Source organism: Streptomyces sp. NRRL F-5650 (genome assembly GCF_000721365.1).
Taxonomy (GTDB): domain Bacteria; phylum Actinomycetota; class Actinomycetes; order Streptomycetales; family Streptomycetaceae; genus Streptomyces; species Streptomyces ardesiacus.
On the sequence record NZ_JOGV01000061.1, the window covers coordinates 1 to 26,157 of the forward strand.

The 26,157-nt window shown below is 74.1% G+C and carries 20 protein-coding genes, 2 tRNA genes, 1 other RNA gene and 1 pseudogene; 13 read left to right on the forward strand and 11 right to left on the reverse strand.

Going from position 1 to position 26,157, the window contains the following annotated elements:
- Nucleotides 1–32 precede the first annotated feature (32 nt).
- Both IG88_RS0134440 and IG88_RS0134445 read left to right on the forward strand, forming a co-directional pair.
- Nucleotides 33–824 (forward strand): SDR family NAD(P)-dependent oxidoreductase, encoded by a 792-nt coding sequence (locus IG88_RS0134440; protein WP_031049827.1) that lies wholly within the window; start codon nucleotides 33–35, stop codon nucleotides 822–824.
- Between the two features lie 162 nt (nucleotides 825–986).
- On the forward strand, nucleotides 987–2,918 hold the full coding sequence (locus tag IG88_RS0134445; RefSeq protein WP_031049828.1) for a copper resistance protein CopC: 1,932 nt from the start codon (nucleotides 987–989) through the stop codon (nucleotides 2,916–2,918).
- 22 nt (nucleotides 2,919–2,940) lie between these two features.
- On the opposite strand, the gene IG88_RS0134450 is transcribed toward IG88_RS0134445, so the two are convergent.
- The 4 genes from IG88_RS0134450 to IG88_RS0134465 all read right to left on the reverse strand — a co-directional run bounded on the left by IG88_RS0134450 (nucleotide 2,941) and on the right by IG88_RS0134465 (nucleotide 8,455).
- On the reverse strand, nucleotides 2,941–4,074 hold the full coding sequence (locus tag IG88_RS0134450) for a glutathione-independent formaldehyde dehydrogenase (RefSeq protein ID WP_031049829.1): 1,134 nt from the start codon (nucleotides 4,072–4,074) through the stop codon (nucleotides 2,941–2,943).
- 103 nt (nucleotides 4,075–4,177) lie between these two features.
- The gene (locus IG88_RS0134455) at nucleotides 4,178–5,011 is read right to left on the reverse strand and encodes an MIP/aquaporin family protein (protein WP_199807533.1); all 834 of its coding nucleotides are present in this window, start codon (nucleotides 5,009–5,011) and stop codon (nucleotides 4,178–4,180) included.
- A gap of 253 nt (nucleotides 5,012–5,264) precedes the next feature.
- Nucleotides 5,265–7,724, reverse strand: coding sequence for an ABC transporter permease (locus tag IG88_RS0134460; protein WP_037837327.1), 2,460 nt, complete (start codon nucleotides 7,722–7,724; stop codon nucleotides 5,265–5,267).
- Entirely contained in the window at nucleotides 7,721–8,455 is a 735-nt protein-coding gene (locus IG88_RS0134465; RefSeq protein WP_031049837.1) for an ABC transporter ATP-binding protein, read from the reverse strand. The genes IG88_RS0134460 and IG88_RS0134465 overlap by 4 nt, the downstream gene beginning before the upstream one ends.
- Nucleotides 8,456–8,540: 85 nt before the next feature.
- Here IG88_RS0134465 and IG88_RS0134470 point away from each other — a divergent pair, with 85 nt between their 5' ends.
- A complete protein-coding gene (locus tag IG88_RS0134470) occupies nucleotides 8,541–9,149 on the forward strand; it encodes a response regulator transcription factor (protein ID WP_031049839.1) in 609 nt (202 codons plus the stop codon).
- A 31-nt stretch (nucleotides 9,150–9,180) separates the two neighbouring features.
- Here IG88_RS0134470 and IG88_RS0134475 read toward each other — a convergent pair whose 3' ends face one another.
- Together IG88_RS0134475 and IG88_RS0134480 are read right to left on the reverse strand one after the other, a co-directional pair.
- Nucleotides 9,181–11,295 carry a histidine kinase gene (locus tag IG88_RS0134475; protein ID WP_158854170.1) on the reverse strand — a complete coding sequence of 705 codons (2,115 nt, stop codon included), beginning with the start codon at nucleotides 11,293–11,295 and terminating at the stop codon, nucleotides 9,181–9,183.
- A 295-nt stretch (nucleotides 11,296–11,590) separates the two neighbouring features.
- Complete coding sequence (locus IG88_RS0134480; RefSeq protein ID WP_031049845.1) at nucleotides 11,591–12,061, reverse strand: ArsI/CadI family heavy metal resistance metalloenzyme; 471 nt, start codon at nucleotides 12,059–12,061, stop codon at nucleotides 11,591–11,593.
- A 78-nt stretch (nucleotides 12,062–12,139) separates the two neighbouring features.
- Between IG88_RS0134480 and IG88_RS0134485 the strand changes: the two genes are divergently transcribed.
- The 3 genes from IG88_RS0134485 to IG88_RS0134495 are packed head-to-tail and all read left to right on the forward strand — an operon-like array spanning nucleotide 12,140 to nucleotide 14,047.
- Entirely contained in the window at nucleotides 12,140–12,547 is a 408-nt protein-coding gene (locus IG88_RS0134485; protein WP_031049849.1) for an ArsR/SmtB family transcription factor, read from the forward strand.
- Nucleotides 12,548–12,570: 23 nt separating this feature from the next.
- Nucleotides 12,571–13,641, forward strand: coding sequence for an ACR3 family arsenite efflux transporter (gene arsB / locus IG88_RS0134490; protein ID WP_107452395.1), 1,071 nt, complete (start codon nucleotides 12,571–12,573; stop codon nucleotides 13,639–13,641).
- Nucleotides 13,634–14,047: an arsenate reductase ArsC gene (locus IG88_RS0134495; protein ID WP_031049854.1), complete on the forward strand. Its 414-nt coding sequence runs from the start codon at nucleotides 13,634–13,636 to the stop codon at nucleotides 14,045–14,047. Before arsB ends, IG88_RS0134495 begins: the two co-directional genes overlap by 8 nt.
- A gap of 81 nt (nucleotides 14,048–14,128) precedes the next feature.
- Here IG88_RS0134495 and IG88_RS44710 read toward each other — a convergent pair whose 3' ends face one another.
- Nucleotides 14,129–14,584, reverse strand: a complete 456-nt coding sequence (locus IG88_RS44710; protein ID WP_234332434.1) for a hypothetical protein — start codon at nucleotides 14,582–14,584, stop codon at nucleotides 14,129–14,131.
- Nucleotides 14,585–14,638: 54 nt separating this feature from the next.
- Between IG88_RS44710 and IG88_RS44715 the strand changes: the two are divergent.
- Nucleotides 14,639–14,824, forward strand: a pseudogene (locus tag IG88_RS44715) (site-specific integrase); the annotation flags it as partial.
- A gap of 100 nt (nucleotides 14,825–14,924) precedes the next feature.
- Here IG88_RS44715 and IG88_RS0134510 read toward each other — a convergent pair.
- Nucleotides 14,925–15,012: transfer RNA gene (locus tag IG88_RS0134510), tRNA-Ser, on the reverse strand.
- A 73-nt stretch (nucleotides 15,013–15,085) separates the two neighbouring features.
- Here IG88_RS0134510 and ffs point away from each other — a divergent pair.
- The 6 genes from ffs (at nucleotide 15,086) to IG88_RS0134535 (ending at nucleotide 24,070) form a co-directional block, all read left to right on the forward strand.
- Nucleotides 15,086–15,182: signal recognition particle sRNA small type (gene ffs, locus IG88_RS40725), an RNA gene on the forward strand.
- A 45-nt stretch (nucleotides 15,183–15,227) separates the two neighbouring features.
- Nucleotides 15,228–17,495: a DNA polymerase III subunit gamma and tau gene (locus IG88_RS0134515; protein WP_031049856.1), complete on the forward strand. Its 2,268-nt coding sequence runs from the start codon at nucleotides 15,228–15,230 to the stop codon at nucleotides 17,493–17,495.
- 103 nt (nucleotides 17,496–17,598) lie between these two features.
- Nucleotides 17,599–18,849, forward strand: a complete 1,251-nt coding sequence (purD, locus tag IG88_RS0134520) for a phosphoribosylamine--glycine ligase (RefSeq protein ID WP_031049858.1) — start codon at nucleotides 17,599–17,601, stop codon at nucleotides 18,847–18,849.
- Between the two features lie 347 nt (nucleotides 18,850–19,196).
- Complete coding sequence (locus IG88_RS0134525; RefSeq protein WP_031049859.1) at nucleotides 19,197–21,386, forward strand: hypothetical protein; 2,190 nt, start codon at nucleotides 19,197–19,199, stop codon at nucleotides 21,384–21,386.
- Nucleotides 21,387–21,579: 193 nt separating this feature from the next.
- Nucleotides 21,580–23,049 carry a N,N-dimethylformamidase beta subunit family domain-containing protein gene (locus IG88_RS0134530; protein ID WP_031049862.1) on the forward strand — a complete coding sequence of 490 codons (1,470 nt, stop codon included), beginning with the start codon at nucleotides 21,580–21,582 and terminating at the stop codon, nucleotides 23,047–23,049.
- A 121-nt stretch (nucleotides 23,050–23,170) separates the two neighbouring features.
- Nucleotides 23,171–24,070 carry a phosphoribosylaminoimidazolesuccinocarboxamide synthase gene (locus IG88_RS0134535; RefSeq protein WP_031049865.1) on the forward strand — a complete coding sequence of 300 codons (900 nt, stop codon included), beginning with the start codon at nucleotides 23,171–23,173 and terminating at the stop codon, nucleotides 24,068–24,070.
- Nucleotides 24,071–24,121: 51 nt separating this feature from the next.
- On the opposite strand, the gene IG88_RS0134540 is transcribed toward IG88_RS0134535, so the two are convergent.
- The 3 genes from IG88_RS0134540 to IG88_RS0134550 all read right to left on the reverse strand — a co-directional run bounded on the left by IG88_RS0134540 (nucleotide 24,122) and on the right by IG88_RS0134550 (nucleotide 26,144).
- Nucleotides 24,122–24,197: transfer RNA gene (locus tag IG88_RS0134540), tRNA-Gly, on the reverse strand.
- Nucleotides 24,198–24,234: 37 nt separating this feature from the next.
- The gene (locus tag IG88_RS0134545; protein ID WP_031049867.1) at nucleotides 24,235–24,843 is read right to left on the reverse strand and encodes a response regulator transcription factor; all 609 of its coding nucleotides are present in this window, start codon (nucleotides 24,841–24,843) and stop codon (nucleotides 24,235–24,237) included.
- Complete coding sequence (locus IG88_RS0134550) at nucleotides 24,840–26,144, reverse strand: sensor histidine kinase (protein ID WP_031049870.1); 1,305 nt, start codon at nucleotides 26,142–26,144, stop codon at nucleotides 24,840–24,842. The genes IG88_RS0134545 and IG88_RS0134550 overlap by 4 nt, the downstream gene beginning before the upstream one ends.
- Between the last annotated feature and the right edge of the window lie 13 nt (nucleotides 26,145–26,157).

The window sequence follows — 26,157 nt, forward strand, 5'->3', positions numbered from 1 at the left end:
CCCTCACCCCCACCCCCGCCCTCCCCTTCCCCTTGCCCTTCCTCTCCCGTGCCCCCTCGCTCCCCCTCCTCGACGGCCAGGTCGCCCTGGTCACCGGCGCGGGCGGCGGTATCGGCCGGGGCATCGCGCTGCGTCTCGCCGAGGAGGGCGCGGCGGTGGCGGTGCACTGCCGTACGGCGACGGAGACGGCGCGGGACGTGGCGCGGCGCGTCCGCGACCGGGGCGGACGCGCCACCGTGCTGCGCGCCGACCTCACCGACGAGGACGCCTGCCGGCGCCTGGTGGAGGAGGCCGCCGACTGGGGCGGCGGACGGCTCACCGCGCTGGTCAACAACGCCGGCGTGCAGCCGGTGCGGGAACTGCCCGGCATGACGGCGGCCGAGTGGCGGGAGGTGGTGGACACCAACCTCACCGGCGTCTTCGCCTGCACGCAGGCCGCCGCCCGGATCATGCGGGACCAGGACGGCGGCGGCACGGTCACGCACATCGCCTCCATCGAGGCGGGCGCCCCCGCTCCCGCCCACGCGCACTACAGCGCCTCCAAGGCGGCGGTCGTGATGCACGCCCGGTCGGCGGCCCTGGAGTACGGCCCGTGGGGGATCAGGGTCAACTCCGTGTCCCCGGGCCTCATCGACCGCGAGGGCCTGTCCGAGGCCTGGCCGGAGGGCGTACGGCGATGGCGGCGGGCGGCGCCGACGGGACGGCTCGGGCGCCCGGAGGACGTGGGCGACGCCTGCGTGTTCCTCGCCTCGCGGCTGGCGTCCTGGGTGACCGGCCACGACCTCGTGGTGGACGGCGGGGTGACGGCCCGCCCGTCGTGGTGAGGAGCCGCCGGACGCCCGGGTGAGCGCGACGGCCTCCGCGTCCGTACGTACCGGCGAGGCAGTGGCTCCCGACGACGGAGATGCGACGTGAGGTGTGGCGGCGGTGCGTGCGCCGGAGACCGGGGACGGCGACCGGCGGCTCCGCGGGGAGTTCCGCGGCTGGTGCTGCTGGGCACCGTGCTGGTCCTGTTCCTCCTCGGCACCGCCGCACCGGCGTCCGCCCACGCCGCCCTCGGCGGCACCGACCCCGGCGACGGAGCCGTCCTCGGGCGGTCCCCCGCCCACGTCACCCTGACCTTCAGCGAGTCCGTCGGCCTGCGCGACGACTCCTTCCGCGTCCTGGACCCGGGCGGCCACCGGGTGCGCACGGGGAAGGCCGGACACGCGGACGGACGTGCCGACACCGCCCGCGTCGCGCTGCCCGGCGGGCTGGGGGAGGGGACGTACACCGTGGCCTGGCGGGTGGTGTCCGCCGACAGCCACCCCGTCTCGGGCGCCTTCACCTTCTCGGTCGGCGCGCCCTCGCGGTCGGCCGCACCCGTGGACACCGGCCGCACCGAGGACCCGCTCACCGCGACCCTCCACAAGACCGCCCGCTACCTCTCCTACCTGGCCGCCGCCCTGCTCCTCGGCACCGCCGCCTTCGTCGCCCTGTGCCGCCCACCGGACCCGGCGCCGCTGCGCCGCCCCCTGGTGGCGGCCTGGTGGACCCTGCTGGCGGCCACCGTCGCCCTGCTGGTGCTGCGCGCCCCGTACGAGGCGGGCACGGGCCCGTCGGCGGCCCTGGACCCGGCCGCGCTGGGCGACACCCTCACGACCCGCCCCGGCGTCCTGCTCCTGATCCGGCTCGGGCTGCTCGCAGCGGTCGGGCCGTACCTCGTCCGGGCAGCGCGTGCGCGCCGGGGGAGCGCTCGGCCCACGGCCGCAGTGGGCGTCGTCCTGGCCGTCGGCCTCGCCCTGACCTGGGCCGCCGCCGAGCACGCCGCGGCCGGCCCGCAGGTACCGGTCGCGATGGCGTCCTCGGTACTGCACCTGCTGGCCACCGCGGTCTGGGCCGGCGGCCTCGCGGCCCTGCTCACCACCCTGCGCGCCTCGCGGCACGCCGCCGACGCGGCCGTGGTCGCCCGCTTCTCCCGGACCGCCCTCGCCGCCGTCACCGTCCTCGTCGTCACCGGCGTCTACCAGTCCTGGCGGGGCCTCGGCTCCTGGCAGGCGCTCACCGGGACGACGTACGGCAGGCTGCTGCTGGCGAAAGTGGCCCTGGTGGCCGTCCTGCTGGGCGCGGCGGCGCTCTCCCGGAGATGGACGGCAGCGCTGACGCCGACGCCGGAGCCGGCCACCGTACGCAAGCCGCCCCGCGTGCCCGTGCCGCCCCGCATGCCCGTGCCCGAACGGCTGCCGCAACCGACGGGCGACGGCCCCCCGACGGATGCACCCCGATCACCGGAGGCCGACCCGCACTGCGGCACCGTCCCGCACTCCGGCACCGACCCGTCCCCCGGCACCGACCCGTACCCCGGCACCGACCCGTCCCCCGGCACCGACCCGTCCCCCGGCGCCGACCCGTCCCCCGGCACCGGCGTGGGGGACGCCGCGGCCGGAACCGTCCTGCGCAGGGGGCTGTACCGTTCCGTCCTCGTCGAGGCCGTCGTCGCCGCCGTCGTGCTGGCGGTCACCGCCGTGCTCACCGCCACCCCGCCCGGCCGTTCCGCCGACGGGGCCGTGCGGGCGGCCGTACCGGCGGGCGGGGTGCTGCCCGCGTCCGTCACCACGATCCCGTTCCGGATCGGTGCCTCGGGCCGCGGCACGGTCCAGGTCACCCTGGACCCGGGCCGTACCGGCGACAACGCGGTGCAGGCCGTCGTCTTCGGCCCCGACGGGAGCCTGGCCGCCGTCCCCGAACTCCGCCTCGCCTTCACCCTCCCCGACCGGGAGGTGGGCCCCATCGAGGCGGACCTCGTCGACCGGGGCGGCTACTGGAGCGCCAACACCCTCACCCTGCCCCTCCCGGGCACCTGGACGATGAAGGCGACGGTCCGGGTGACGGAGACCGACCAGGTGAGCGAGACCCGACGGCTCCACGTCGAGCGATAGGGGCCCGGGGTTCTCGCTCCCTCTAGGGGTGCAGGACCACCTTGGTGTAGCCCTCGACCCGCTTGTCGAACTTGTCGTAGGCGGACGGCGCCTGGTCCAGCGGAAGTTCGTGGGAGACGACGAAGCCGGGCCTGGCCCGGCCCTCGATGATCAGGTCCCGCAGCCGCCGGTTGTACCGCTTGACGTTGCACTGGCCCGTCCCGACCCGCAGCCCCTTCTCGAAGAGCCGGCCGATCGCGACCAGGAGCATGCCCTGCTTGGCCTGCTCGTCCGGGCCGCCCGGGTCGGACGGGACATAGAGTCCGGGGACGCCGAGCGCCCCGGTGGGCCTGACCGTGTTGACCAGCGAGTTCAACACGGTCGCCGGTTCCTCCTCGCCGCTCTGGCCCGCCGTCGCCTGGTAACCGACGGCGTCCACGCCCTTGTCGGTGCCCGCGCCGCCGGTCTGCTCCTTGATCTGCTCGACCGGATCGCCCGCGGAGAAGTCGACGGGCACCGCTCCGATCTCCTCGGCCTTCCGGAGCCGCTCGGGGACGCGGTCGACGACGAACACCTTCCTGGCCCCGCGCAGCAGCGCCGAGTAGGCGGCCATGAGCCCGACGGGCCCGGCCCCGTACACCGCGACGCTCTCCCCGGGGCGGACGTCGGCCAGTTCGCAGCCGTGGTAGCCGGTGGGGAAGATGTCGGCGAGCAGCACGAAGTCGGTCTCGTGGGCGTCGCCCTCGGGCAGCTTCAGGCAGTTGAAGTCGGCGTACGGGACGCGCAGGTACTCGGCCTGGCCGCCCTGCCAGGGACCCATGGACACATAGCCGTACGCGCCGCCCGCGAAGCCGGGGTTCACGGTCGTGCAGTAACCCGTGTAGCCCGCGGTGCAGTTGGTGCAGAAGCCGCACGCGACGTTGAAGGGCATGACCACGCGGTCGCCCTCCTTCAGCCCGGTGACGCCCTCACCGACCTGGTCGACGATCCCCATGTTCTCGTGGCCGAAGACGATGCCCGGCTCCGCGGCGGTACGACCCTCGTACATGTGCAGGTCGGACCCGCAGATCGCGGTGGAGGTGACGCGCACGACCACGTCGTTCGGGTGCCGGACGTCCGGCTTCTCCACGTCCTCGACCGCCACGGAGAACGGCCCCTTGTAGACGACAGCCCTCATGGTCGCGACCTCCGTCCGCGCGCGGTTTCCCCCGTGACCCACCTCTCATGGTTCTCCGGTCGGCGGATCGGGGCAAATCGTTCGGACGGGCGCCGCCCGCCTCCTACGGCTCCTCGGTGGCCGGCCCCTCCTCGCGCTCGCTCAGCCTCGCCTTGATCACCGGGCTGATGAGCAGGTCGTACACGAGCACCCCGACGACCCCGCCGATGAGCGGGCCGACGATGGGGATCCACCAGTAGCCGCTGAACCACTGGAAGGTGCCCGGCAGGGCGATGTCCCCCCAGCCCTCGAAGAAGGTGAACAGGCGTGGACCGAAGTCGCGGGCCGGGTTGATCGCGTACCCGGCGTTGGTGCCGAAGGCGAGGCCGATCGCGACGACGACGAGCCCGATGAGGTACGGGTGGAGATTGGACATCGGAGCCGTGTTGCGGGTGTCGATCAGCGCGCAGATCAGCAGCAGCAGGATGCCGGTGCCCACGATCTGGTCGAGCAGCGGGCCCCACCAGGAGTCCCCGAAGTACTCGGCGGGGAACGTCGCGAAGATCGAGTACGTGTTCAGCGAGGTCTGCCGTGTCTCGCCCGCCTTGGTGATGGCCGCGTCGATCGCCCACCGGTAGCAGGCGTACACGAGCGCGGCGGCGACGAAGGCCCCCACGACCTGCGCGAGCCAGTAGGGCAGCACCTTCCGCCACGGGAAGTCCCGCCGTACCGCGAAGCCCAGGGTCACCGCGGGGTTGAGATGCGCCCCGCTGATGCCGCCGGCCACGTAGACGCCGAACACGACGGCGAGGCCCCAGCCCCAGGAGATGATGAGCCAGTTGGCGGCCCCGAAGGCCACGGCCTGACGGCCCGAGCCCGGCAGTCCCGCGACCGCGACGGCCACCGAACCGACGCCGAACAGGATCAGGACGAACGTCCCCAGGAACTCGGCGCACATCTCGCCGCCGAGGCCTTTTCGATAACCGCGTCGATGCACCACGCGCTCGGCCACCGGCTTGCCCTCCTTCGCTGGAACGGAACACACCAATCCGCTCCATACCCGCAGAAAGCTACGCCCGGGTGTCCGACTCGAAGAGTGCACCGGTTGGCACGCGGGACTTCCCCCGGACGGAGCAACGCCGGACCCGGTGGCGCGACCGCCGGCCCGGACGTCGGGGCCGGCGGTCGCGCCGTCGCGGGTCCGGCTTCCGTCAGGCCCGGCGGAGGAGCCCCCGCAGCGTGGTGCGGGCGGGGACCCAGGTGCCGACAGCGGCGAGCGAGGCCGCGCCGAGGAGGACCAGGGCGAGCCCGGCGGCGGGGACGGCGGCCCCGGCGGTGCCGCGCGTGATGCCCTCGGCGTAGGTGGTGAGCACGGCGAGGGCGACGGCGAGGCCCAGCACGGTGGCGAGCACGAGGGCGACGGCGGTCTCCCAGCCGAGCATCCGCCGGATCTGGCGGCGGGTGGCACCGGCCAGGGCCAGCGCGGCGAACTCGCGGCGACGGTCGGAGATGCCCATGGCCAGCGTGTTCAGAACGGCGATGGCCACGAAGGTGATGATCAGTCCGAGGGTGACGTAGCCGATCTGCGCGCCGGACCGGTTCGCCGTGGCGGCGGAGGCCCGGTCGAGTACGCCGAGGCCGGGCTCGCCCCGCAGGGCGCCGGCGAGCGACCGGCGGGTCAGGCCGTCGCCGCTGACCAGCAGTTCGTCGTCCAGCGGCACGTCGACGTGGGCGGCGACCAGGCGGTGCGCGAGGGTCAGGTCGCCGAAGCCCAGGCCGCGGCTGTAGAGCGCCACCACCGTCACCTGCGCCGGGGTGCCGTCGGCGAGGGTCAGCCGGACGCGCTGGCCGAGCCGGTAGCCCAGCCCGTCCGCGGCCGCCGCGGTGCCGTCCGCCAGCTCGCCGAGGTCGCCGGCGGTGACACCGAGGTCCAGGGTGTCCGTCAGCCGCTCGGGGGTGACGCCTTGCACGCTGCGCCGGGTGAGCCCGTCCCGGACCTGGCTGTGCAGGACCCGGGTCACCGTCCGGACGCCGGGCACCGCGGCGAGCGCCTCGGCGGCGGGGGCCGGAGCGTGCGGGCCGACCACGAAGTCGGCGGTGTTGCCGCGCTCGCGCTGGGCGGCGGCCGCGTGCTCGGTGGTGGTCTGGGCGAACAGGATCGTGCAGGCCATGGCGATCAGCAGGGTCAGCGGCATGACCACCGACGCCATCCGGTGCGCTCCGGCCCGCAGGTGCTGGAGGGCCAGCCAGCCCCCGGTCCTGGACGCCCGCAGCGGCAGGCCCAGGACGGCCGTCCCGGCCCTCGCCACCAGCGGGCCGAGCAGGGAGAGCGCGGTGCACCACAGCAGGACGGCGAGGAAGCAGACCGGCGTCGAGGCCTGGTCGGAGTGGAGGACGGTCAGGAGAGCGGTCAGCACCAGGGCCCCGGCGGCGGCCAGGATGCCGAAGCCGATCCGGACCGCGGCCGGGCGCGGCGGCTTCGTCTCCGCCTCCCCGAGCGCCTCGACCGGCTTGACGGCGGTTGCCCGCCGGGCCGAGATCCGGGCCGCGGCCCAGCTGGCCAGGGTGGTGACGGCCGCGGCGGCCAGGGCCGGGAAGGGCGAGAGCACGACGGGCAGGTTCGCCGGTACGACGTCCAGGGCGACGAACCGGCCGTGCAGCCATCCGCCCAGCGGCAGACCGGCACCGGCGCCCAGCAGCCCGGCGGACAGGCCGAGCAGCAGCGCCTCGCCGCCGATCATCCTCCGGACCTGCCGCCCGGTCGCGGCCACCGCCCGCAGGACGGCGATCTCCCGCTGCCGCTGCTGGATCGACAGGCCGAAGGTGCCGACCACGATCAGCAGGGCGACCAGCAGGGAGGTGCCGGCCAGGACGCCGCCCATGCTGACCAGCCGCACTCCGGCCCCGGCGGCGTCCGGGAACTCCGCCGCCCCGCGGTCGTCGCCGGTGCGGACCACCGCGCCCAGGGTGCCGTCCAGCAGCGCCCGTACGTCGTCGGCGGCCGACGGCGCGGACGGGAAGACACCGATCGCGGCGACCAGGCCCTCGTGGCCGGCGAGCACGCGGGCCCGGCCGGTGGTGAAGAACACCGCGGCCTGGTTGTCGAAGCCCTGCGCGGTGACGCCGGACACCCGCACCTCCAGCGTCCCGGACGGCGTCCGTACGGCCGTGGTGGAGCCGGGCGACAGGTGCGCCCGGGCGGCGGTGGCGGCGTCGACGACCACCTCGTCGTCGGCGGCGGGCGCGTGACCGGCGGCCAGGTCGAGGCCGGCCAGCGGCGCGGACTCCCAGCCGTGTCCCCACGAGCCGCTGCCCGGACCGTCGGCCAGCAGCGCGGGGAAGGTCACCTCGGTGGCGACGGACCGCACCGAGGGCAGGGCCTCGATCCGGGGGACGAGTGCGGCCGGCACCCAGGCGCGGTCCGCGATCGGCTTGGCCTTCTCCTTGACCTTCCCCTTCCCCTTGTCGACGGTGACGTGGACGTCCTGGTCGCCGGAGACGACGATCGGCGCGGCCGCGTAACGCTCCGGCAGGACGGTGCCGACCAGCCCGGTGACCAGGAGGGTCCCGCATCCGCAGACCAGGGCGGCGGCGCAGAACAGGGCGACGAAGGCGCCGGCGAACCCGGCCCGGCGGTGCCGGAGGGTGGCGAGGGCGAGTCCCAGCATCATCGGTTCCACGCTCCCAGCCGGGTCATGCGGTCGGCGACCTTGGCGGCGGTCGGCCCGGCCATGGTGTCGGCGATGCGGCCGTCGGCCAGGAACAGCACCTCGTCGGCGTAGGACGCGGCGACCGGGTCGTGGGTGACCATCACGAGGGTCTGGCCGAGTTCGTCGACGGTCTGCCGGAGCAGGACCAGCACCTCACGGGCCGTCATGGTGTCCAGCGCGCCGGTGGGTTCGTCGGCGAACACCACCTCCGGGTCCGAGACCAGCGCCCGTGCGATCGCCACCCGCTGCTGCTGGCCGCCGGAGAGCTGACCCGGCCGGTGCCCGGTGCGCTCCCGCAGGCCCACCCGGCCGACGAGGTCCGCCAGCCGCCCGGCGTCGGCCCGCCGACCGGCCAGCCGCAGCGGCAGCGTGACGTTCTGCTCGACGGTCAGCGCGGAGACCAGGTTGAACGCCTGGAACACGAAGCCCACGCGGTCGCGCCGCAGTTCGGTCAGTTCCCGCTCACTCAGCCCGGACAGATCGGTGCCGCCGAGCCGGACCGTCCCGGAGGTCGGACGGTCGAGCCCCGCAGCGCAGTGCAGGAAGGTGCTCTTGCCCGAACCGGACGGTCCCATCACCGCGGTGAACCCGCCCCTGGGCAGCCGCACCGTCACCTCTCGCAGGGCGGCTACCGCCCCCCGCCCCTTGCCGTAGACCTTGCTCACGGCGTCCAAAGTGATCGCATCGCTCATGGCTCCAGCCTTCCGGCCCGTGAACTCCCTTCCCAGGGACGGGATCACGGCCCACCCGTGATCTCGTCACGGGTAGGGTCGGGCCGTGATCAGACTCCTGCTGGCCGAGGACCAGCACGTGGTGCGCGGCGCGCTGGTGGCCCTCCTCGGTCTGGAACCCGACCTGGAGGTCGTCGCGGAGACGGGTTCGGCCGACGACGTACTGCCCCGCGCGCTGGCCTTCCGCCCGGACGTGGCGGTCCTGGACATCGAGATGCCGGGCCGGACCGACGGCCTGCAGGCGGCCGCCGCGCTGAAGGAGAAACTGCCGGACTGCCGGACGCTGATGCTCACCTCGCTCGGCCGTCCCGGTCTGCTCCGCCGTGCCCTGGAGGCGAAGGTCGACGGCTTCCTGCTGAAGACCGCACCGCCCGCCGAACTGATCGCGGCGGTCCGTCAAGTGGCCTCCGGGGGCAGGGTGCTGGACCCGGCCCTGGCCGTCGCCGCCTGGGACCTGGCGGACAATCCGCTCACGCCCCGCGAGAAGGACGTCCTGCGCGAACTGGCGGGCGGCGCCGAGCCGCCCGAGATCGCCGCCCGCCTGCACCTGTCCACCGGCACGGTGCGCAACGTCCTGACCGCGGTCGTCGGCAAGCTGAACGCCCGCAACCGCACGGACGCCGTCCGGATCGCCCGCGAGACCGGCTGGCTCTGACCCGCCGTACGGGACCGCGGGGCGAAACGGTTCACCGCAGGGGCAGTTCGGCCCGCAGCAGGTACCAGCCGTCGTCCGGCCCGGCGGCCAGGGTCCCGCCCGCCCCGGCCAGCCGGACCGTCAGCCCGCCGATCCCGGAGCCGGGGGCGGTGACGTCCGCCCCGACGCCGTCGTTCTCCACCTCCAGCCGGGCCACGCCGTCGGCCGCCGAGACGGCGATCCGCGCGTGCCGGGCCCGGCTGTGCCGCAGTACGTTGGTGACGGCCTCGCGCAGCACCACGCCCAGCACCGAACCCACCGCGTCGGGCAGCGGCCCGTCCTCCAGTTCCACCGTGATTCCGGCCGCCTCCAGTACCGCCGCCGCCGAAGCCAGTTCGGCCGCGAAGGACAGCCGGGGCCCGTCGTCCGCCACCGCGCCCAGCTCGGCCCGGCCCCGCTCGGCCAGACGCGCGATGTCCGCCAGCTCGGCCCGGCAGCGGACCGGATCGGTGTCCACCAGCCGCCGGGCCAGCTCGGCCTTGAGCAGGATCGCGGCCAGACCGTGCCCCAGCAGGTCGTGCAGATCACGGGCGGCGCGCAGCCGCTCGGCGACGACGGCCGCACGGGCCCGCCCGGCCACCGCCCGCTGCAGTTCCCGCACCAGCCGGACCAGGCGCAGCACCGCGTACACCACCACGCAGGAGATCGACGCGCTGACGGCGGTCAGCAGCGAGGACGCCGGCCCACCGCCGCCGATCACCCCGGCGGCGACCACCAGCGCGCCGGCCAGTGCCGCACCCGTGCGCAGCGGCAGGGCGATCAGCAGCGAACCCGCCAGGATGCCGGCCGCACCGATCCAGTTCGGGCCCAGCCAGGGCAGCGGCAGCAGGGCGAGCACCGCCGAGGCGAGCAGAGCGGCACGGGCGTGCCGGGTCGCGTCCCGGATGGAGAAGCGGACCTGGAAGGCGCAGAAGAGCGCCGCGCACCCCGCCCCGAGGACGAACCACGGGCCGGGAACGAACATCAGCGCCCGGACGCAGAAGACGGCGAGCAGGAACCAGTACAGACCGAGTGCGGTGCGCAGCTCGGGAGGATCGACGGCGGCCGGGGCCGGGGGCACCGCGACGGACGCCTCCACCGCGAAGCGTCCGTCCGCCTGCAGGCCCGTCGTCAGCCGGCCGTCCACGGCCCGTACCCGTTCCGCGAGGTCGTCGAGCAGGTCCGCGCCGAAGGCCGCCGTCGGCACGCCGTCGTTGACCACCCGCAGCACCACCCGCCCGGCCCGCTCCTCGGTCGAGACCTCGCACCGCCGGGCGTCCCCGACCCGCACCACGGCGGTGACCGCCTCCCGCAGCACCGTCGCCAGCACCGTCCCGGCCGGACCCAGCGGCTCCCGGTGCCCGATCCGCAGCTCGGCCGCGACGCCCGCCGAGTCCAGCAGGGCGCGGGCGCTGGACGCCTCCGGGGCCAGCGAGAGGCTGCGCAACTCGGCGGCGGCGGCCCGGACCGCCGCCAGCGTCCGGCGTGCCACGTCGGTCACCTTGTCCAGCTCCGCCGGATCCCGGCGCTCCGCCGCCTCCCGGATCCCGGCCATGCCCGCGTCCAGTCCGCTTCCGAGCGCGGCCGCGATGCGCAGCCGCTCGTCGGTGACCGCGGAGGCCGCGAGTTCGAGCCGTGTGCCGTGGACCCGGCCCGCCGACAGGGCCAGCGTGGTCACGGTGTAGAGCATGGCGCCGCCCAGGGCGACCATCAGCAGCAGGTCGACGGCCTCCCGCACCCCGGCGGCCCGGTCCGCCTCCACCACCACCGCTCCCGCCGCCAACAGGGCCAGCAGCAGTCGGCGCCGTTCCACCAGCGCGGATGCCACGGGCAGGCACAGCAGGCCGATCGACGCCCCGAGCGCACCCGTCGCGAGAAACCCGACCCCCGCTTCCAGGACCGCCCACCCGGCCCACCCGACCGACCCGGCCCACTCGGCCCGTCCGGCGACGCCCCGGGTGTGCCGCAACTGCAGCCCCACCAGCGCGAGGCAGCCCAGCACCACCGCCGCTCCCGCACCGGGCTCCGCCGCGACCCGCCCCAGCCCCTTCAGCAGGGGTGCGAGCACCAGCGCGACGGCCACCACCGCCACCAACCGCCGCCCCACCGGCCCGGACTCCCCCTCCACGCGGGCATCGTACGCGGCCCCGAAACCGAAGAGCCCCCGAAGAGCCTCCGGCTGCCGCCCGAGCGGAAGCAGGTACGTCGAAGGGCCCCTGCTTCCACGGGGCCCTTCGACATCGTGCCCGGTGAGGCACTGGCGCCGGGATGATGGCCGCTGGACCACGCGTTCGCCTGTGTTCATACCCGTCCGCCTGTTCAGCGGAAGTCGTCGGCCCAACTCGCCTGAACGGTGGTGACCGCCTCTGAATGAGACGGAAACTGAGACGGACGGCCGCGGGCTGGTCAGGCCGTTCGGATCCCTAGCCGCAGGCGCATCCGGTCGCTGTCGGGGGCTCCTCGGTGGCCTGGCTGGTGCAGCAGCCGTCGCCGGTGGCGCTGGGGTCGGCGCTCTTTCCGAGGCTGTCGGCGTCGGCCTTCACGACGTAGACCTCCCACGGCTCCTTGCCGGGCCCGTGCACCCACACCTTGTCCTGGAGCGCGTAGCAGCAGGACGTGTCGTTCTCCTCGAAGGTGGCCAGGCCGGCGTCCTTGAGCCGGGTGGTGGCGGCGTTGACCCGGTCGGTGGAATCGACCTCGACGCCGAGGTGGTCCAGCCGGGTCTCCTCGCCGGGCTCGCCCTCGATGAGTACGAGCTTGAGCGGGGGCTCGGTGATGGCGAAGTTGGCGTAGCCCTCGCGCCGCTTGGCCGGTTCGGTGCCGAACAGCTTGGAGTAGAAGGTGATCGACGCTTCCAGGTCACTGACACGCAGGGCGAGCTGAGCACGGGACATGACGGGATCCCATCCGGTTGCATTGACGTCTGTCGATGCAAGATTGCGTGCTGGATCGAAGACTGTCAACATAGAGGAATGTCGAATCAAGAGCTGAGGGTGCTCGGTCAGAGCGATGACGTCGGAGCGTGCTGCCCCGGGCTGCTGACCGCTCCTCTGGATGAGGGCCAGGCCGTAGAGCTGGCGAAGGTGTTCAAGGCGCTGGGCGATCCGGTGCGGCTGCGCCTGCTGTCGATGATCGCCTCCCGGGCGGGCGGCGAGGTGTGCGTCTGTGACCTGACCCCGGCCTTCGATCTGTCCCAGCCGACGATCTCGCACCACCTGAAACTGCTGCGGCAGGCGGGCCTGATCGACTGCGAGCGGCGCGGCACCTGGGTCTACTACTGGCTCGTCCCGGAGATGACCGACCGGCTCGCCGGCATCCTGACCCGTCCGGCTGGTGAGCCGCTGCCCGAGCGCACCGCGTCGGCCGGAGCCGTCTCGTGAGCACTGCCGTACCCGAAGGGAACGTGGCCGGACGCCTCTCCTTCGTCGACCGCTACCTGGCCGTCTGGATCCTCGCGGCCATGGCCGTGGGTCTCGGCCTGGGCCGCATGGTCCCCGGCCTGGGTGACGCGCTGGCCAAGGTGACCGTGACGGGCGTGTCCCTGCCGATCGCCCTGGGCCTGCTCGTGATGATGTACCCGGTGCTGGCCAAGGTCCGTTACGACCGCCTCGACACCGTCACCCGCGACCGCCGCCTGCTGCTGCCGTCCCTGCTGCTCAACTGGATCGTCGGCCCGGCGCTCATGTTCGCCCTGGCCTGGCTGTTCCTGCCGGACCTGCCCGCCTACCGCACGGGTCTGATCATCGTCGGCTTGGCCCGCTGCATCGCCATGGTCATCATCTGGAACGACCTCGCCTGCGGCCACCGGGAAGCCGCCGCCGTCCTGGTCGCCCTGAACTCGGTCTTCCAGGTGATCGCCTTCTCGGCGCTGGGCTGGTTCTACCTCTCCGTCCTGCCCGGCTGGCTCGGCCTGGAGCAGACCGGACTGGACGTGTCGGTGTGGGAGATCGCCCGTAGCGTGCTCATCTTCCTCGGCATCCCCCTCGCGGCCGGCTACCTCACCCGACGCATCGGCGAGAAGACCAAGGGCCGCACCTGGTACGAGACCAAGCTCATCCCGCGCATCGGCCCGTTCGCCCTGTACGGGCTGCTCTTCACGATCGTGATCCTCTTCGCCCTGCAAGGCGACGCCATCACCTCACAGCCCCTCGACGTCGCCCGGATCGCCCTGCCGCTGCTGGTCTACTTCGCCGTCATGTGGGCCGGGTCCATGGCCCTGGGCCGAGCGGTCGGCCTCGACTACTCGCGGGCCACAACGCTGGCCTTCACCGCCGCAGGCAACAACTTCGAGCTGGCCATCGCTGTCGCCATCGCCACCTTCGGAGCCGCCTCCGGTCAGGCCCTCGCCGGCGTCGTCGGACCCCTCATCGAGGTTCCCGCGCTGATCGGCCTGGTGTACGTCGCCCTGTACGCTCGCCGCTACTTCACCGCCCCCGCCGTCCCTGCGCCCCAAGAAGACCCCACCCATGTCTGACACCGCCAGGCCGTCCGTGCTCTTCGTCTGCGTCCACAACGCCGGACGCTCACAGATGGCCGCCGCCATCCTCACCCACCTCGCGGGCGACCGCGTCCAGGTCCGCTCCGCCGGCTCCGCCCCCGCCGACACCGTGAACCCGGCCGTCGTGGATGCCATGGCGGAGGTGGGCATCGACATCGCGGCCGAAGTGCCCAAGGTGCTCACGGTGGAGGCGGTCCAGGCGTCCGACGCCGTCATCACGATGGGCTGCGGCGACACCTGCCCCGTCTTCCCCGGCAAGCGCTACCTCGACTGGCAGCTCCCCGACCCGGCCGGGCAGGGCGTGGAAGCGGTACGCCCGATCCGCGACGAGATCGAGAAGCGCATCTGCGGCCTGGTCGACGAGATCACTCCGGTGAGCTGACCATGGGCACGGCTGGTGAGTACCGCATCGCCGCGCTGGGCGCCGAGCGAGCCGCCCTGAACCAGTAGGGAAAGTTGTAACTCAGTCTGTCTGTCGGGGCTTGAAGTCGTGCGCACACGCGGGCAGTTCAGTCGCCTGACGGTGCGCGAGCGGCAGGAAGAGCACCGGTCGGATCGTCCAGGTGATGCGGGTTTCGGCGTGGGGAACCGACACTGTGCACGGCTCGGTCCGCAACAGGGCTCGTCGGGTCTTGACGCGGCCCTCGTACAGCCACTCCCACGCCTCGTCCGAGGCGTCCGCGTACAGCTCCGCGGTGACCGTGTGGCCATGGTCGCTCTCGTGCACGATGACGTCCGTGACCGAGACCGCCACCACCTGAGCCGAGACCGCGACCGCCAGGTGGAAGCTGCCGTACTCCCGGCCGCTGGCCGTGTGAAGGATCGCGTTCGCGCTCAGCTCGCTCACGATCAGTTCGGCGTCTTCGGCTAAGGGAGAGCCGCGCAGGATGTCGCGGGTCCACCGGCGGGCCCGGCTCACTTCTTCGGGGAATCCTGGGCAACTCAGTCCCCAGACCCGGACGGCGCACCATTCCACGATGCTCGCCACACCGCCGCGACCGTCCTCTTGATCCTCGGCGTCCCGGACGTCGTGATCGACTCGATCACGGGGTGCGAGCCTGGGGGAGCGGCACGGATGCGCGCCCGGTACATGCATGTGACGGGAGTCATGCCCCGCAAGGTCGCCCAGCAGGTTGGTGACGCGCGCTGGACGCCACCCGGCTCCGAGAAAAAACCAACTGAGACGAAAACTGAGACGGACAACGTCGAAGGGCCCCCTGTTTCCAGGGGGCCCTTCGACATCGTGCCCGGTGAGGCACTGGCGGAGGATACGAGATTCGAACTCGTGAGGGGTTGCCCCCAACACGCTTTCCAAGCGTGCGCCCTAGGCCTCTAGGCGAATCCTCCGCCGAGAACATTACATGACGCCGGGGAGTGCTTGCGAACTCGTTCCGGGGGCCCCACATCGGGTAACGTGTGCCCCAGCCCCTCACGCGGCGCTATCTGACTGAACTCCCCCAGGGCCGGAAGGCAGCAAGGGTAGGTCGGCTCTGGCGGGTGCGTGGGGGGCGTCTCCTTTGCGGGCGGTCCGGTTGTCGGTGGGCGCCTATAACCTCGTATGCGTGTCGTCTCTCGCGCTCTACCGCCGTTACCGCCCGGAGTCCTTCGCCGAGGTCATCGGGCAGGGGCATGTCACCGACCCGCTGCAGCAGGCGCTGCGGAACAACCGGGTCAATCACGCGTACCTGTTCAGTGGTCCGCGCGGCTGCGGCAAGACGACCAGCGCCCGGATCCTGGCCCGCTGCCTGAACTGCGAGCAGGGTCCGACGCCGACGCCGTGCGGCGAGTGCCAGTCCTGCCGCGACCTCGCGCGCAACGGTCCGGGCTCCATCGACGTCATCGAGATCGACGCCGCCTCGCACGGAGGTGTGGACGACGCCCGTGACCTGCGCGAGAAGGCCTTCTTCGGGCCCGCCTCCAGCAGGTACAAGATCTACATCATCGACGAGGCCCACATGGTCTCCCCGCAGGGCTTCAACGCCCTGCTGAAGGTCGTCGAGGAGCCCCCGGAGCACCTCAAGTTCATCTTCGCGACCACCGAGCCCGAGAAGGTCATCGGGACCATCCGGTCGCGCACCCACCACTACCCGTTCCGGCTCGTGCCGCCCGGCACCCTGCGCGACTACCTCGCCGACGTGTGCGGCAGGGAGGGGATCGCGGTCGAGGACGGCGTGCTGCCGCTGGTCGTACGGGCCGGTGCGGGGTCCGTACGCGACTCCATGTCGGTCATGGACCAGCTACTCGCGGGCGCCGGTGCCGACGGTGTGACGTACGACATGACCACCGCTCTGCTCGGCTACACGGACGGTTCACTGCTCGACTCCGTCGTCGAGGCGTTCGTCTCGGGGGACGGCTCCGCCGCCTTCGAGGTGGTGGACCGGGTGATCGAGGGCGGCAACGACCCGCGGCGCTTCGTCACCGACCTGCTGGAGCGCCTGCGGGACCTGGTGATCCTCGCCGCCGTGCCCGACGCCGCGGAGAAGGGGCTCATCGACGCCCCCGCCGACGTCGTCGAGCGGATGCAGGCCCAGGCGCGGTCCTTCGGCGCCGCGGAGCTGAGCCGTGCCGCCGACATCGTCAACGAGGGGCTCACCGAGATGCGCGGCGCCCACGCGCCACGCCTCCAGCTCGAGCTGATCTGCGCGCGCGTGCTGCTGCCGGCCGCGTACGGCGACGAGCGGTCCGTCATGGCGCGGCTGGACCGGATCGAGCGCGGGGTGCAGTTCTCGGCCGGTGCGGGTGCGCCCGCCATGGGGTACGTGCCCGGGCCCGAGGCGCACGCCGGCCCGGGCGGCGGTCCGGCGGCGGCCCGTGCGGCGGTACGGGGACAGGGCGCCGGGGCGCCGGGGGGCGGACCGGGGGAGAACGCGTCCTCCGGTGCCGGCACCGGAGGCGGTGGTGGTGCGGCCGACGCGGGTGGTCCTTCCGCCGGGGGCGGGCAGTCGCAGGCCGCGCCTTCTCCGGCCGCCGCCGGTCCCGCGGCGGCCCCCGCGCCTGCCTCCACCCCCGCCTCGGCTCCGGCGGCCCCGGCCCCCGCCGCGCCCGGTGCCTGGCCGACCGCGTCCCCCGCGGGGGGCGGGCGCCGCCCCGGCGGGTGGCCCACGGCGGCCCCGGCGGGCGGCGGGCAGTCCCGTCCGGCGACCGCTCCCGGGCCCGCCGCGACTCCGGCCCCGGCGTCGGCCCCCGCGGCGGCCGCTCCCGCGCCCGCCTCTCCGCCGCCCGGGGCTCCCGGGATCGACCCCCGTTCCATCTGGCCCAACATCCTGGAGGCGGTCAAGAACCGCCGCCGCTTCACCTGGATCCTGCTCAGCCAGAACGCCCAGGTCACCGGCTTCGACGGCACGTCCCTCCAGCTCGGCTTCGTCAATGCCGGCGCCCGGGACAACTTCGTCAGCAGCGGCAGCGAGGACGTGCTGCGGCAGGCCCTGGCCGAGCAGTTCAACGTGCAGTGGAAGATCGACGCGGTCGTCGACCCCTCCGGCGGCTCGGCGCCCCCCTCCGGCGGCCCGTCCGGTGGCTACGGCGGCGGTGGCGGCGGTTACGGCGGTGGCGGAGGCGGCTTCGGCGGCGGGGGTGCGCCCGCACCGCGGCCGTCCGCCCCCGCGTCCCCGCCCGCCGCGCCCCCCGCGGCGTCCGCTCCCTCCCCGGCTCCGGCTCCGGCCGCCGCCCCCGCGCCCCGGCCCTCGGCACCCGAGCCGCCCCCGGTCTCCCCCGAGGACGACATCCCCGAGGACGACGACCCGGACCTCGACGAGTCCGCGCTGTCCGGCAAGGAGCTGTTGGTCCGCGAACTGGGCGCCACGGTGGTCGAGGAGATCGCCAACGAGTAGCCCCGCCGGGCCCCGCGACTGGAGGAAGCCACAAGCGTCCGGTCCCCGTCCCTTCGGAAGCCCGCACAAACCGCGCCGCCCCCTTCCCATTAGGCTTCACCCCGTGAAGGTCCTTGTCATCGGCGGCGGCGCCCGCGAACACGCCCTGTGCCGTTCCCTGTCCCTCGACCCCGACGTCACCGCGCTGCACTGCGCACCCGGCAACGCCGGTATCGCCGAGGTCGCCGAACTGCACCAGGTCGACGCCCTCGACGGCGCGGCCGTCACCGCGCTCGCCACCCGGCTCGGCGCCGAGCTGGTCGTCGTAGGGCCCGAGGCGCCGCTGGTCGCCGGGGTCGCCGACGCCGTGCGCGAGGCGGGCATTCCGGTCTTCGGGCCCTCGGGCGAGGCGGCGCGGCTGGAGGGCTCCAAGGCCTTCGCCAAGGACGTGATGGCCGGCGCGGGCGTGCCCACGGCGCGTTCCTACGTCTGCACCACCCCCGACGAGGTCGACGCGGCCCTCGCCGCCTTCGGCGCCCCCTACGTCGTCAAGGACGACGGGCTGGCCGCGGGCAAGGGCGTCGTCGTCACCGACGACCTCGAGACGGCCCGCGCGCACGCGAACGCCTGCGACCGCGTGGTCGTCGAGGAGTACCTGGACGGCCCCGAGGTCTCCCTCTTCGCCGTCACCGACGGCGAGAACGTACGCCCGCTCCAGCCCGCCCAGGACTTCAAGCGCGCCCTCGACGGCGACGAGGGCCCGAACACCGGCGGCATGGGCGCCTACTCGCCGCTGCCCTGGGCCGACCCGAAGCTGGTCGACGAGGTCGTGCAGAGCGTGCTCCAGCCGACCGTCGACGAGATGCGCCGTCGCGGCACCCCGTTCTCCGGGCTCCTCTACGCCGGGCTCGCGATCACCTCGCGCGGGGTGCGCGTGATCGAGTTCAACGCCCGGTTCGGCGACCCCGAGACCCAGGTCGTGCTGGCCCGCCTGAAGACTCCGCTGGCCGGTCTGCTGATGGCCGCCGCCACCGGCAACCTCGCCGACCTCGAGCCCCTGCGCTGGAGCGACGAGGCGGCGGTCACCGTGGTCGTCGCCTCCCACAACTACCCCGGCACCCCGCGCACCGGCGACCCGATCACCGGTCTCGACGAGGTCGCCGCCCAGGACGCCCCGCACGCCTACGTCCTGCACGCCGGCACCCGCGCCGAGGGCGACGCCGTCGTCAGCGCCGGCGGCCGCGTCCTGTCCGTCACGGCCACGGGTGCCGACCTCACCGAGGCCCGCGACCGTGCCTACCGGGCCGTGGCCCGCATCGGCCTCGACGGAGCGCAGCACCGCACCGACATCGCGGCGAAGGCGGCGGGCGCGTAACCCCTGCGCGTTCCCGTCACGAACCCGTTCCGGCAGGCCCCGGCTCCCTCCCAGGAGCCGGGGCCTGACCTTTGCTGTCCGTCTCCACCTTTCCCCAAAGCCATTCCATCGGGTGACCAATGGGCCATACGGCTGACGGGCGCGGGGGCCCCAACTATGGTGCCGCGCATGCGTTCCGGCACTTGGCCCACCGGCATTGCGATGTCAGTGCCGGGTGCCACAGTGGGTGGAGTGAGCGAAACCGGAGAAGCGGAAAGAGCGGGAAGAGCGGGAAGAGCGGTAGTGCAGCAGGACGGTCCCGTGCAGACAGGGCAGACAGGACAGCGATGAGGGGGTGAGGTCCGGCCGTGACCGGTACCGGTGGTGTGGAGATGGGCGTGCTCGCGGCGCGCACCCGGGCGCTGGCGGTGCTGCGGGTTCGCAGCCGTGCGCTGGCCGTGGCCCTGCTGCCCGCCGCCGCGGCCGTGATCCTCCTTGCCGGTGGATCCGCCGGGCACCTCGTCGGGGAGGGCTGGGACGTCCTCCGCTGGGCGGTGTGCGTCCTCGCGCTGCTCGTCCTGCTGGCGGCCGCCGGGGTCGCCCTGGTCGTGGCCCGCTCCAAGCCCGCCGCGACCCCCACGGTCACGGTCGCCGAGGAGTCGGCACCCGAGCTGTACCGGATGGTGCGGGACCTGGCCGACCGGCTCGACGTCCCCGCCCCCTCGGCGATAGCGCTCACCCCGGACTGCGACAGCTGGCTGGAGGAGCGCACCCCTCCGCCCCACGCCCCGCCGGCCGCGGCCGGGCCCGAGGACGCCCTGCCCGGCCTGGGCGGCTCGGCCCGCCGCCGCAGTGCGGTCGCGGCGCCCGTCCTGGTCATCGGCTCACCGTTCCTGTGGTGGATGCGGGTGGGCGAGCTGCGCGCCGTCCTCGCCCCGGTCGTCGCCGGTACGGGACCCTCGGCGCACCCCGACATAGCCGCGGCCCGGCGCTTCATACGGGGCCTGGACGCCGCGGTGGCGGTGGCCTCGGCGGGCGGCCGGCGCGACCCGCTGTCCCGGGCGGTGTGTGCGGGCCTGGGGTGGGTGTCGCGGTTCCTGCTGCGTAGCTGCCGGGGGCACGCGGCGGAGATGGAGCGCGGGGTCGCGGCTGCGGCGTCCGAGCGCGCACAGGCTGTGGACTACGGGCTGCGGATCGTCGCGCAGGAGCAGGTCGGGCTCGCCTACGCGGGCTGGGACCGGCTGCTGACCCGGGTGGCGCTGCCCGCCTGGCGGATGGGCCGCTGGCCCTCACGGCTGGACGTGGGCGTCGTCGCCGCCCTCACGGAGCTGTCCCGCCGCGACCGCCTGGCCGAGGGCTTCGCGTCCCGCCTGGGTGAGCGCCCCGCCTGCGACCTGCTGGAGGAGCCCGGGGTGATGGACGAGGCGGTTTCCCTCCTCGCCGCGCGCCTCTTCCACGGAGGGCCGGCCGAGACCGGCCGGGACTGGTCGCCGGTCGGATGGGACGCGTATCCCGAGGAGGTCGTCGACCGGACCTGGCGCACGGACGCGGCCCGCCTGCACCAGGTGCTCGACACCCTGGGCGTCCGCCGCACCGCCGGGGGCGGCGCACCGGACACGGACGACCCGACCCTGGCCCGCGTCCTGGACCACCTCACGACCCCGGACCCAGCCGCCCCTCCCCCCGACGCGGACCCCGGCACGGCCCGCGACCCCCGCCACCCGAACGGCATCGCCGCCCGGCACCCCCAGCCCGCCGACCCGGACGCGGGCGTGCTCCCCGCGTCGTGGGCGGCAAGCGACGCCCCCGCCCGGCAGCCCGCCGCGGACCCCGGCGCCGGTGTCCAGTCCGGCGGCGGAAACCCGCGGCATCCCCAGCCCGCCGACCCGGACGCGGGCCAGCCCACCCACCCGGACGCGGGCCGGTTCGCGGGGTCGTGGGCGGCAAGCGACGCCCCCGTCCGGCAGCCCGCCGCGGACCCCAACGCCGAAGCCCAGTCCGGCGACCCGGACACCGGGCACCCTCACCCCGCAGCCCTGGACCCCGCGACCCCGAGTCAGGCGTACGCCGACCCCGCCACCCCGAATCAGGAATACGCCCACCCCACCACCCCCCTCGACGACGAGGACGACCTCGCCGGTACCACGGCCCGGGGTGCGGCCCTCGCCGCCGGGCTCAGTGCGCAGTTGGCCCGCGAGGAGGCGCGGGCGCGGCCCGCCCGCGCCGGGGCCGCCGCCTCCTCCTCGTCCCCGGAGTCCGCCGCCGCCCCCTGGGACGAGCGCGTGCTCCCCCTCCTGCCGCTCCAGCCCCCGCGCACCGGACGCGAGATCCTCACCGCGCACATCACGGCGATGGTGTGCTGCGCGGCGATGGACACCGCGGGAGCGGTCCCCGGCCTCGACTGGCTCGACGGGCCGTCGCTCATGCTCGACGGCGCCCGCACCGCGGACCTGGAGCCCAGCGTGCTCAGCCTCGTCGAGACGGGCGACCCCGGTCCGCTGCGCGCCTGGATGACCGAGCTCGGCATACGCCCGGAGAAGCCGGTGCGTCTGGTCTGACGTCCGCGCCGTCCCCCTGGCCCCGCGCACCCACGGGCCCCAGTGAAGCGGACGCTCCCATTCCACTTTCGGCCACTTCGCGACGAACAGTGACAGCACGCGTGCGAAATGTGATGTGCTGGGACCGATCGCGCACATGGCAAAGGCGTTCGTCATACGCACGACCACGGGGGACGAGGGAGGGGACTGTCCCATGGGGCCCGAGCAGATCCGCCGCTGGGAGTCGGGAGCACTCGCGCACGCCGTGACGGACCCCTTCGGACAGGGGCCGGTGCCGTGGCTGCGCGGCGGCGAGACGTACTTCGGCGACACCGGCCAGGTGGTCCCCTGGTACGCGGACCAGGACCGTTCCGACGCCCGCGGCGGTACCGGCGGCGGTCCCCGCGCCGCCGACGACGTCGGCCGCCAGATCAAGGGCTTCACCGCGACGGGAGCCGTCGCCCCCGGCGAGGCCATCGACTTCCACGTCACCGTCGACCCGCCGCAGGAGTTCGGCGTCGACATCTACCGGATCGGACACTACGGCGGCGACGGCGCCGCCAAGATCACCACCAGCCCCCGCCTGTCCGGCATCGTCCAGCCCGCGCCGCTCACCGCCGACCGCACGGTCTCCTGCCACCACTGGTGGCAGTCCTGGCGGCTGCAGGTCCCCTCGTACTGGAGCATCGGCGCATACGTGGCCGTCCTGACCACCGCCGACGGCTACCGCTCCCACGTGCCCTTCACGGTCCGCGACAACCACCCGGCCGACCTGCTCCTCCTCCTGCCGGACGTCACCTGGCAGGCGTACAACCTCTACCCGGAGGACGGCCGCACCGGCGCCAGCCTCTACCACGCCTGGGACGAGGAGGGCCGGCTCCTCGGCGAGGCGGACGCCGCGACGACCGTTTCCTTCGACCGCCCGTACGCCGGCGCGGGTCTGCCCCTCCACGTGGGCCACGCCTACGACTTCATCCGCTTCGCCGAGCGCTACGGCTACGACGTCGCCTACGCCGACGCCCGCGACCTGCACTCCGGCCGCGTCGACCCGGGCCGCTACCGTGGCCTGGTCTTCCCCGGCCACGACGAGTACTGGTCCAGCGCCATGCGCCGCACCGCGGAACTGGCCCGCGAGCAGGGGACGTCGCTGGTCTTCCTCTCCGCCAACACCATGTACTGGCAGGTGGAACTGGCGCCCTCCCCCTCCGGCGTCCCCGACCGCCTGCTGACCTGCCGCAAGCGCAAGGGGCCCGGCCGGCCGGCGCTGTGGCGGGAGATCGACCGCCCCGAGCAGCAACTGCTCGGCATCCAGTACGCCGGCCGCGTCCCCGAACCGCACCCGATGGTCGTCCGCAACGCCGGTCACTGGCTCTGGGAGGCCACCGGGGCGCACGAGGGCGACGAGATCGAGGACCTGGTGGCGGGCGAGGCCGACCGCTACTTCCCGCGCACGGCGCTCCCCGACCACGACGAGCGGGTCCTGCTCGCCCACTCCCCCTACACCGACGCCGACGGCGTCCGGCGCCACCAGGAGACGTCTCTGTACCGGGCACCGTCGGGCGCCTGGGTCTTCGCGTCCGGCACCTTCGCCTGGTCCCCGGCCCTGGACCGTCCCGGCCACGTGGACCCCCGGATCCAGCGCGCCACCGCCAACCTCCTGGACCGCATCTGCAAACGGGAGTAGGCCGCGCAGACTGCCCGCCCGCTCCCACGGCGACCCCACCCGCCCCGGCCAGCCCCGCCCGCCGCCCTCCCCGCGACGTACGGGACAATCGACGTATTGTTCAGAACCACGGGGAGGAACCGTGTCCGGATTCGTTGAAAAGCCCGAGCCGATCCAGGTTCCGGGCCTGGTGCATCTGCACACCGGCAAGGTGCGCGAGCTGTACCGGAACGAGGCGGGCGACCTCGTGATGGTCGCCAGCGACCGCATCTCCGCCTACGACTGGGTGCTGCCGACCGGGATCCCCGACAAGGGCCGGGTCCTCACCCAGCTCTCCCTGTGGTGGTTCGAGCAGCTCGCCGACCTGGCTCCGAACCACGTCCTGAGCACCGAGCTGCCCCCCGGCGCCCCCGCCGACTGGGAGGGCCGCGCCCTGGTCTGCAAGTCGCTGCGGATGGTCCCCGTGGAGTGCGTGGCCCGCGGCTACCTCACCGGCTCGGGCCTGGCGGAGTACGAGGAGTCCCGCACCGTCTGCGGCCTCGCCCTCCCCGAGGGCCTGGTCGACGGCTCGGAGCTGCCCGCCCCGATCTTCACGCCGGCCACCAAGGCCGAGGTCGGCGAGCACGACGAGAACGTCTCCTACGAGGAGGTGGCCCGCCAGGTCGGCCCGGACACCGCGGCCCGCCTGCGCCAGGCCACCCTCGCCGTCTACTCCCGCGCCCGGGACATCGCCCGCGAGCGCGGCATCGTCCTCGCCGACACCAAGTTCGAGTTCGGCTTCGACGGGGACGACCTGGTCCTCGCCGACGAGGTCCTCACCCCGGACTCCTCCCGCTTCTGGCCGGCCGACCGGTGGCAGCCGGGCCGCGCGCAGCCGTCGTACGACAAGCAGTTCGTGCGGGACTGGCTGACCTCGGCGGAGTCCGGCTGGGACCGGCGGAGCGAGCAGCCCCCGCCGCCGCTGCCGCAGCAGGTCGTGGACGCCACCCGCGCCAAGTACGTGGAGGCGTACGAGCTGCTGACCGGCCAGACCTGGGCGTAGCGGGCCGGGACACGACGAAGCCCCCCGGCCGGAACCGGGGGGCTTGTCCACTGGAGCGAACGACGAGGTTCGAACTCGCGACCTCAACCTTGGCAAGGTTGCGCTCTACCAACTGAGCTACGTTCGCACGGTGCGTCGTGGGTTTCCCCGTGGCGCGAGAGCCACTATACCCAACCCCGCTCCCGTGCGAGACGCACCGCCGCGTGCCGGTTCTCCGCCCCGAGCTTGCTCGCGGCGGACGACAGGTAGTTCCGCACGGTCCCCTCGGCGAGTGCGGCGCGCTCGGCGATCTCCGCCACGGGCGCCCCGTCGGCGGCGTGCTCCAGCACCTCGGCCTCGCGCGCGGTCAGCGGCGAGTCCCCGGCGGAGATCGCGTCGGCGGCCAACTCGGGGTCGACGTAGCGGTTTCCGGCGTGCACCGTGCGGATCAGTTCCGCGAGCCGCTGGGCGCTGACCGTCTTGGGGACGAATCCCCGCACCCCCGCCGCGAGCGCCCGCTTCAGGTGTCCGGGGCGCCCGTGGCTGGTCACGATCAGCACCTTGCAGGAGGGCAGCTCGGCCCGCAGCGATGTGGCGACCTTCACACCGTCGGCGCCGGGCATCTGGAGGTCCAGTACGGCGACGTCCGGGGCGTGCGCCCGCGCCATCGCCAGTGCCTCCGGGCCGGTGGCCGCCTCGGCGACGACGAGCAGGTCGTCCTCCAGGGCCAGCAGGGCGGCCAGCGCCCCGCGGATGAGGTGCTCGTCGTCGGCGAGCAGGACACGCACGGTCACGACACCACCTCCAGTGCGGCCCCGGAAGCGGGGGCGGGCAGCGGCACCTCGGCCGTCAGCCGGAACACGCCCTTGCCGGCGGGGCCCGCCCGCAGCGTGCCGTCCACCGCGGAGAGCCGCTCCCGCAGCCCCGCGAGCCCGGAGCCGCCACCCGAGCCGACCCCACCGGCCGCACCGGCCCCACCAGCGACACCGGCCCCACTGCCGGAGCCGGCCGGGCCGCCGTCCGCCCCCGGCACCGCCGCCCCGTCGTTCTCCACCGTCAGCACTACCCGCCCCTCCGACGTCCGCACCGTCACCGCGACCTTCTTCGCGTCCCCGTGCCGCAGCACGTTCGTGGTCGCCTCCCGTACCACCCAGCCGAGCGCCGACTGCACCTCCGCGGGCAGGCCGCTCGTCTCCCCGGTGACCTTCGCCTCGATGCCGGCCGCCGACAGCACGCCGCGGGCACCGGCCAGTTCCACCTCCAGGGCTGCCTCCCGGTAGCCGCGCACGACGTCCCGGACCTCGCGCTGCGAATCCTGGGCGATGCGCTGCACCTCGATCATCTGCTCCACCGCCTCGGGACGGCCGCGCCGGGACAGTTGGACGGCCAGTTCGCTCTTAAGGGCGATCACCGCCAGGTTCCGCCCCATCACGTCGTGCAGGTCGCGCCCGAACCGCAGCCGCTCCTCGGCCACGGCGAGCCTGGTCCGGGTCTCCTTGGCGTCGTCGAGCGCGTAGACCGCGTGGAGCAGCCAGAGGGAGAAGATCGAGGTGACGGCGAGGAACCCCCCGGTCACCAGCGCGAGCCCGGCCAGCACGACCGAGGCGAGGACGGGCATCCCCAGCGGGAACGTCAGCAGTCCCGCGCCCACCGCGAAGCCACCGACGACCGCGGCCCGGCGCCGCCGGCCGTTCACCCCGAGCGTCATGATCCCGGCCGCGAAGCACAGGACGCCGCCGTACACCGAGCCCGCCGCGGTCTCCACCTCGCCGGCCGGTCCGCGCTGGGCGATCCCGACCGCGGTGACCGCGACCGCGGCGCTGACGGCGACGAGCGCCCACATCAGCCGCACCGGCTGCGGGCGCCGGCCGAGGGTCCAGTCCAGCGCCCGGGACGAGACCAGCATGCAGACGGCGGCGTGCACGCCGACCAGCAGGCACAGCACGGTGGCGAGTCCGGCGCCGGTCCGGCCGTAGGCCGTCACCCCCAGCGCGAACACCTCGATGACCCCGAAGAAGTGGAACGACCACCGCGTGTACGTCTCCACCTTCTCCGGCGTGCTCTTGAGCCGCCACCATCCGCCCGGCCTGCGCATCCGTCCGCCATTC

What these genes read in the sequence shown, in the direction of transcription:
- IG88_RS0134450 (WP_031049829.1), bottom strand. Translation starts at nt 4,074, where the DNA reads ATGAGGGCTGTCGTCTACAAGGGGCCGTTCTCCGTGGCGGTCGAGGAC.
- IG88_RS0134455 (WP_199807533.1), bottom strand. Translation starts at nt 5,011, where the DNA reads ATGTGCGCCGAGTTCCTGGGGACGTTCGTCCTGATCCTGTTCGGCGTC.
- IG88_RS0134460 (WP_037837327.1), bottom strand. Translation starts at nt 7,724, where the DNA reads ATGATGCTGGGACTCGCCCTCGCCACCCTCCGGCACCGCCGGGCCGGG.
- IG88_RS0134465 (WP_031049837.1), bottom strand. Translation starts at nt 8,455, where the DNA reads ATGAGCGATGCGATCACTTTGGACGCCGTGAGCAAGGTCTACGGCAAG.
- IG88_RS0134480 (WP_031049845.1), bottom strand. Translation starts at nt 12,061, where the DNA reads ATGTCCCGTGCTCAGCTCGCCCTGCGTGTCAGTGACCTGGAAGCGTCG.
- IG88_RS0134485 (WP_031049849.1), top strand. Translation starts at nt 12,140, where the DNA reads ATGTCGAATCAAGAGCTGAGGGTGCTCGGTCAGAGCGATGACGTCGGA.
- IG88_RS0134495 (WP_031049854.1), top strand. Translation starts at nt 13,634, where the DNA reads ATGTCTGACACCGCCAGGCCGTCCGTGCTCTTCGTCTGCGTCCACAAC.
- IG88_RS0134530 (WP_031049862.1), top strand. Translation starts at nt 21,580, where the DNA reads ATGGGGCCCGAGCAGATCCGCCGCTGGGAGTCGGGAGCACTCGCGCAC.
- IG88_RS0134550 (WP_031049870.1), bottom strand. Translation starts at nt 26,144, where the DNA reads ATGCGCAGGCCGGGCGGATGGTGGCGGCTCAAGAGCACGCCGGAGAAG.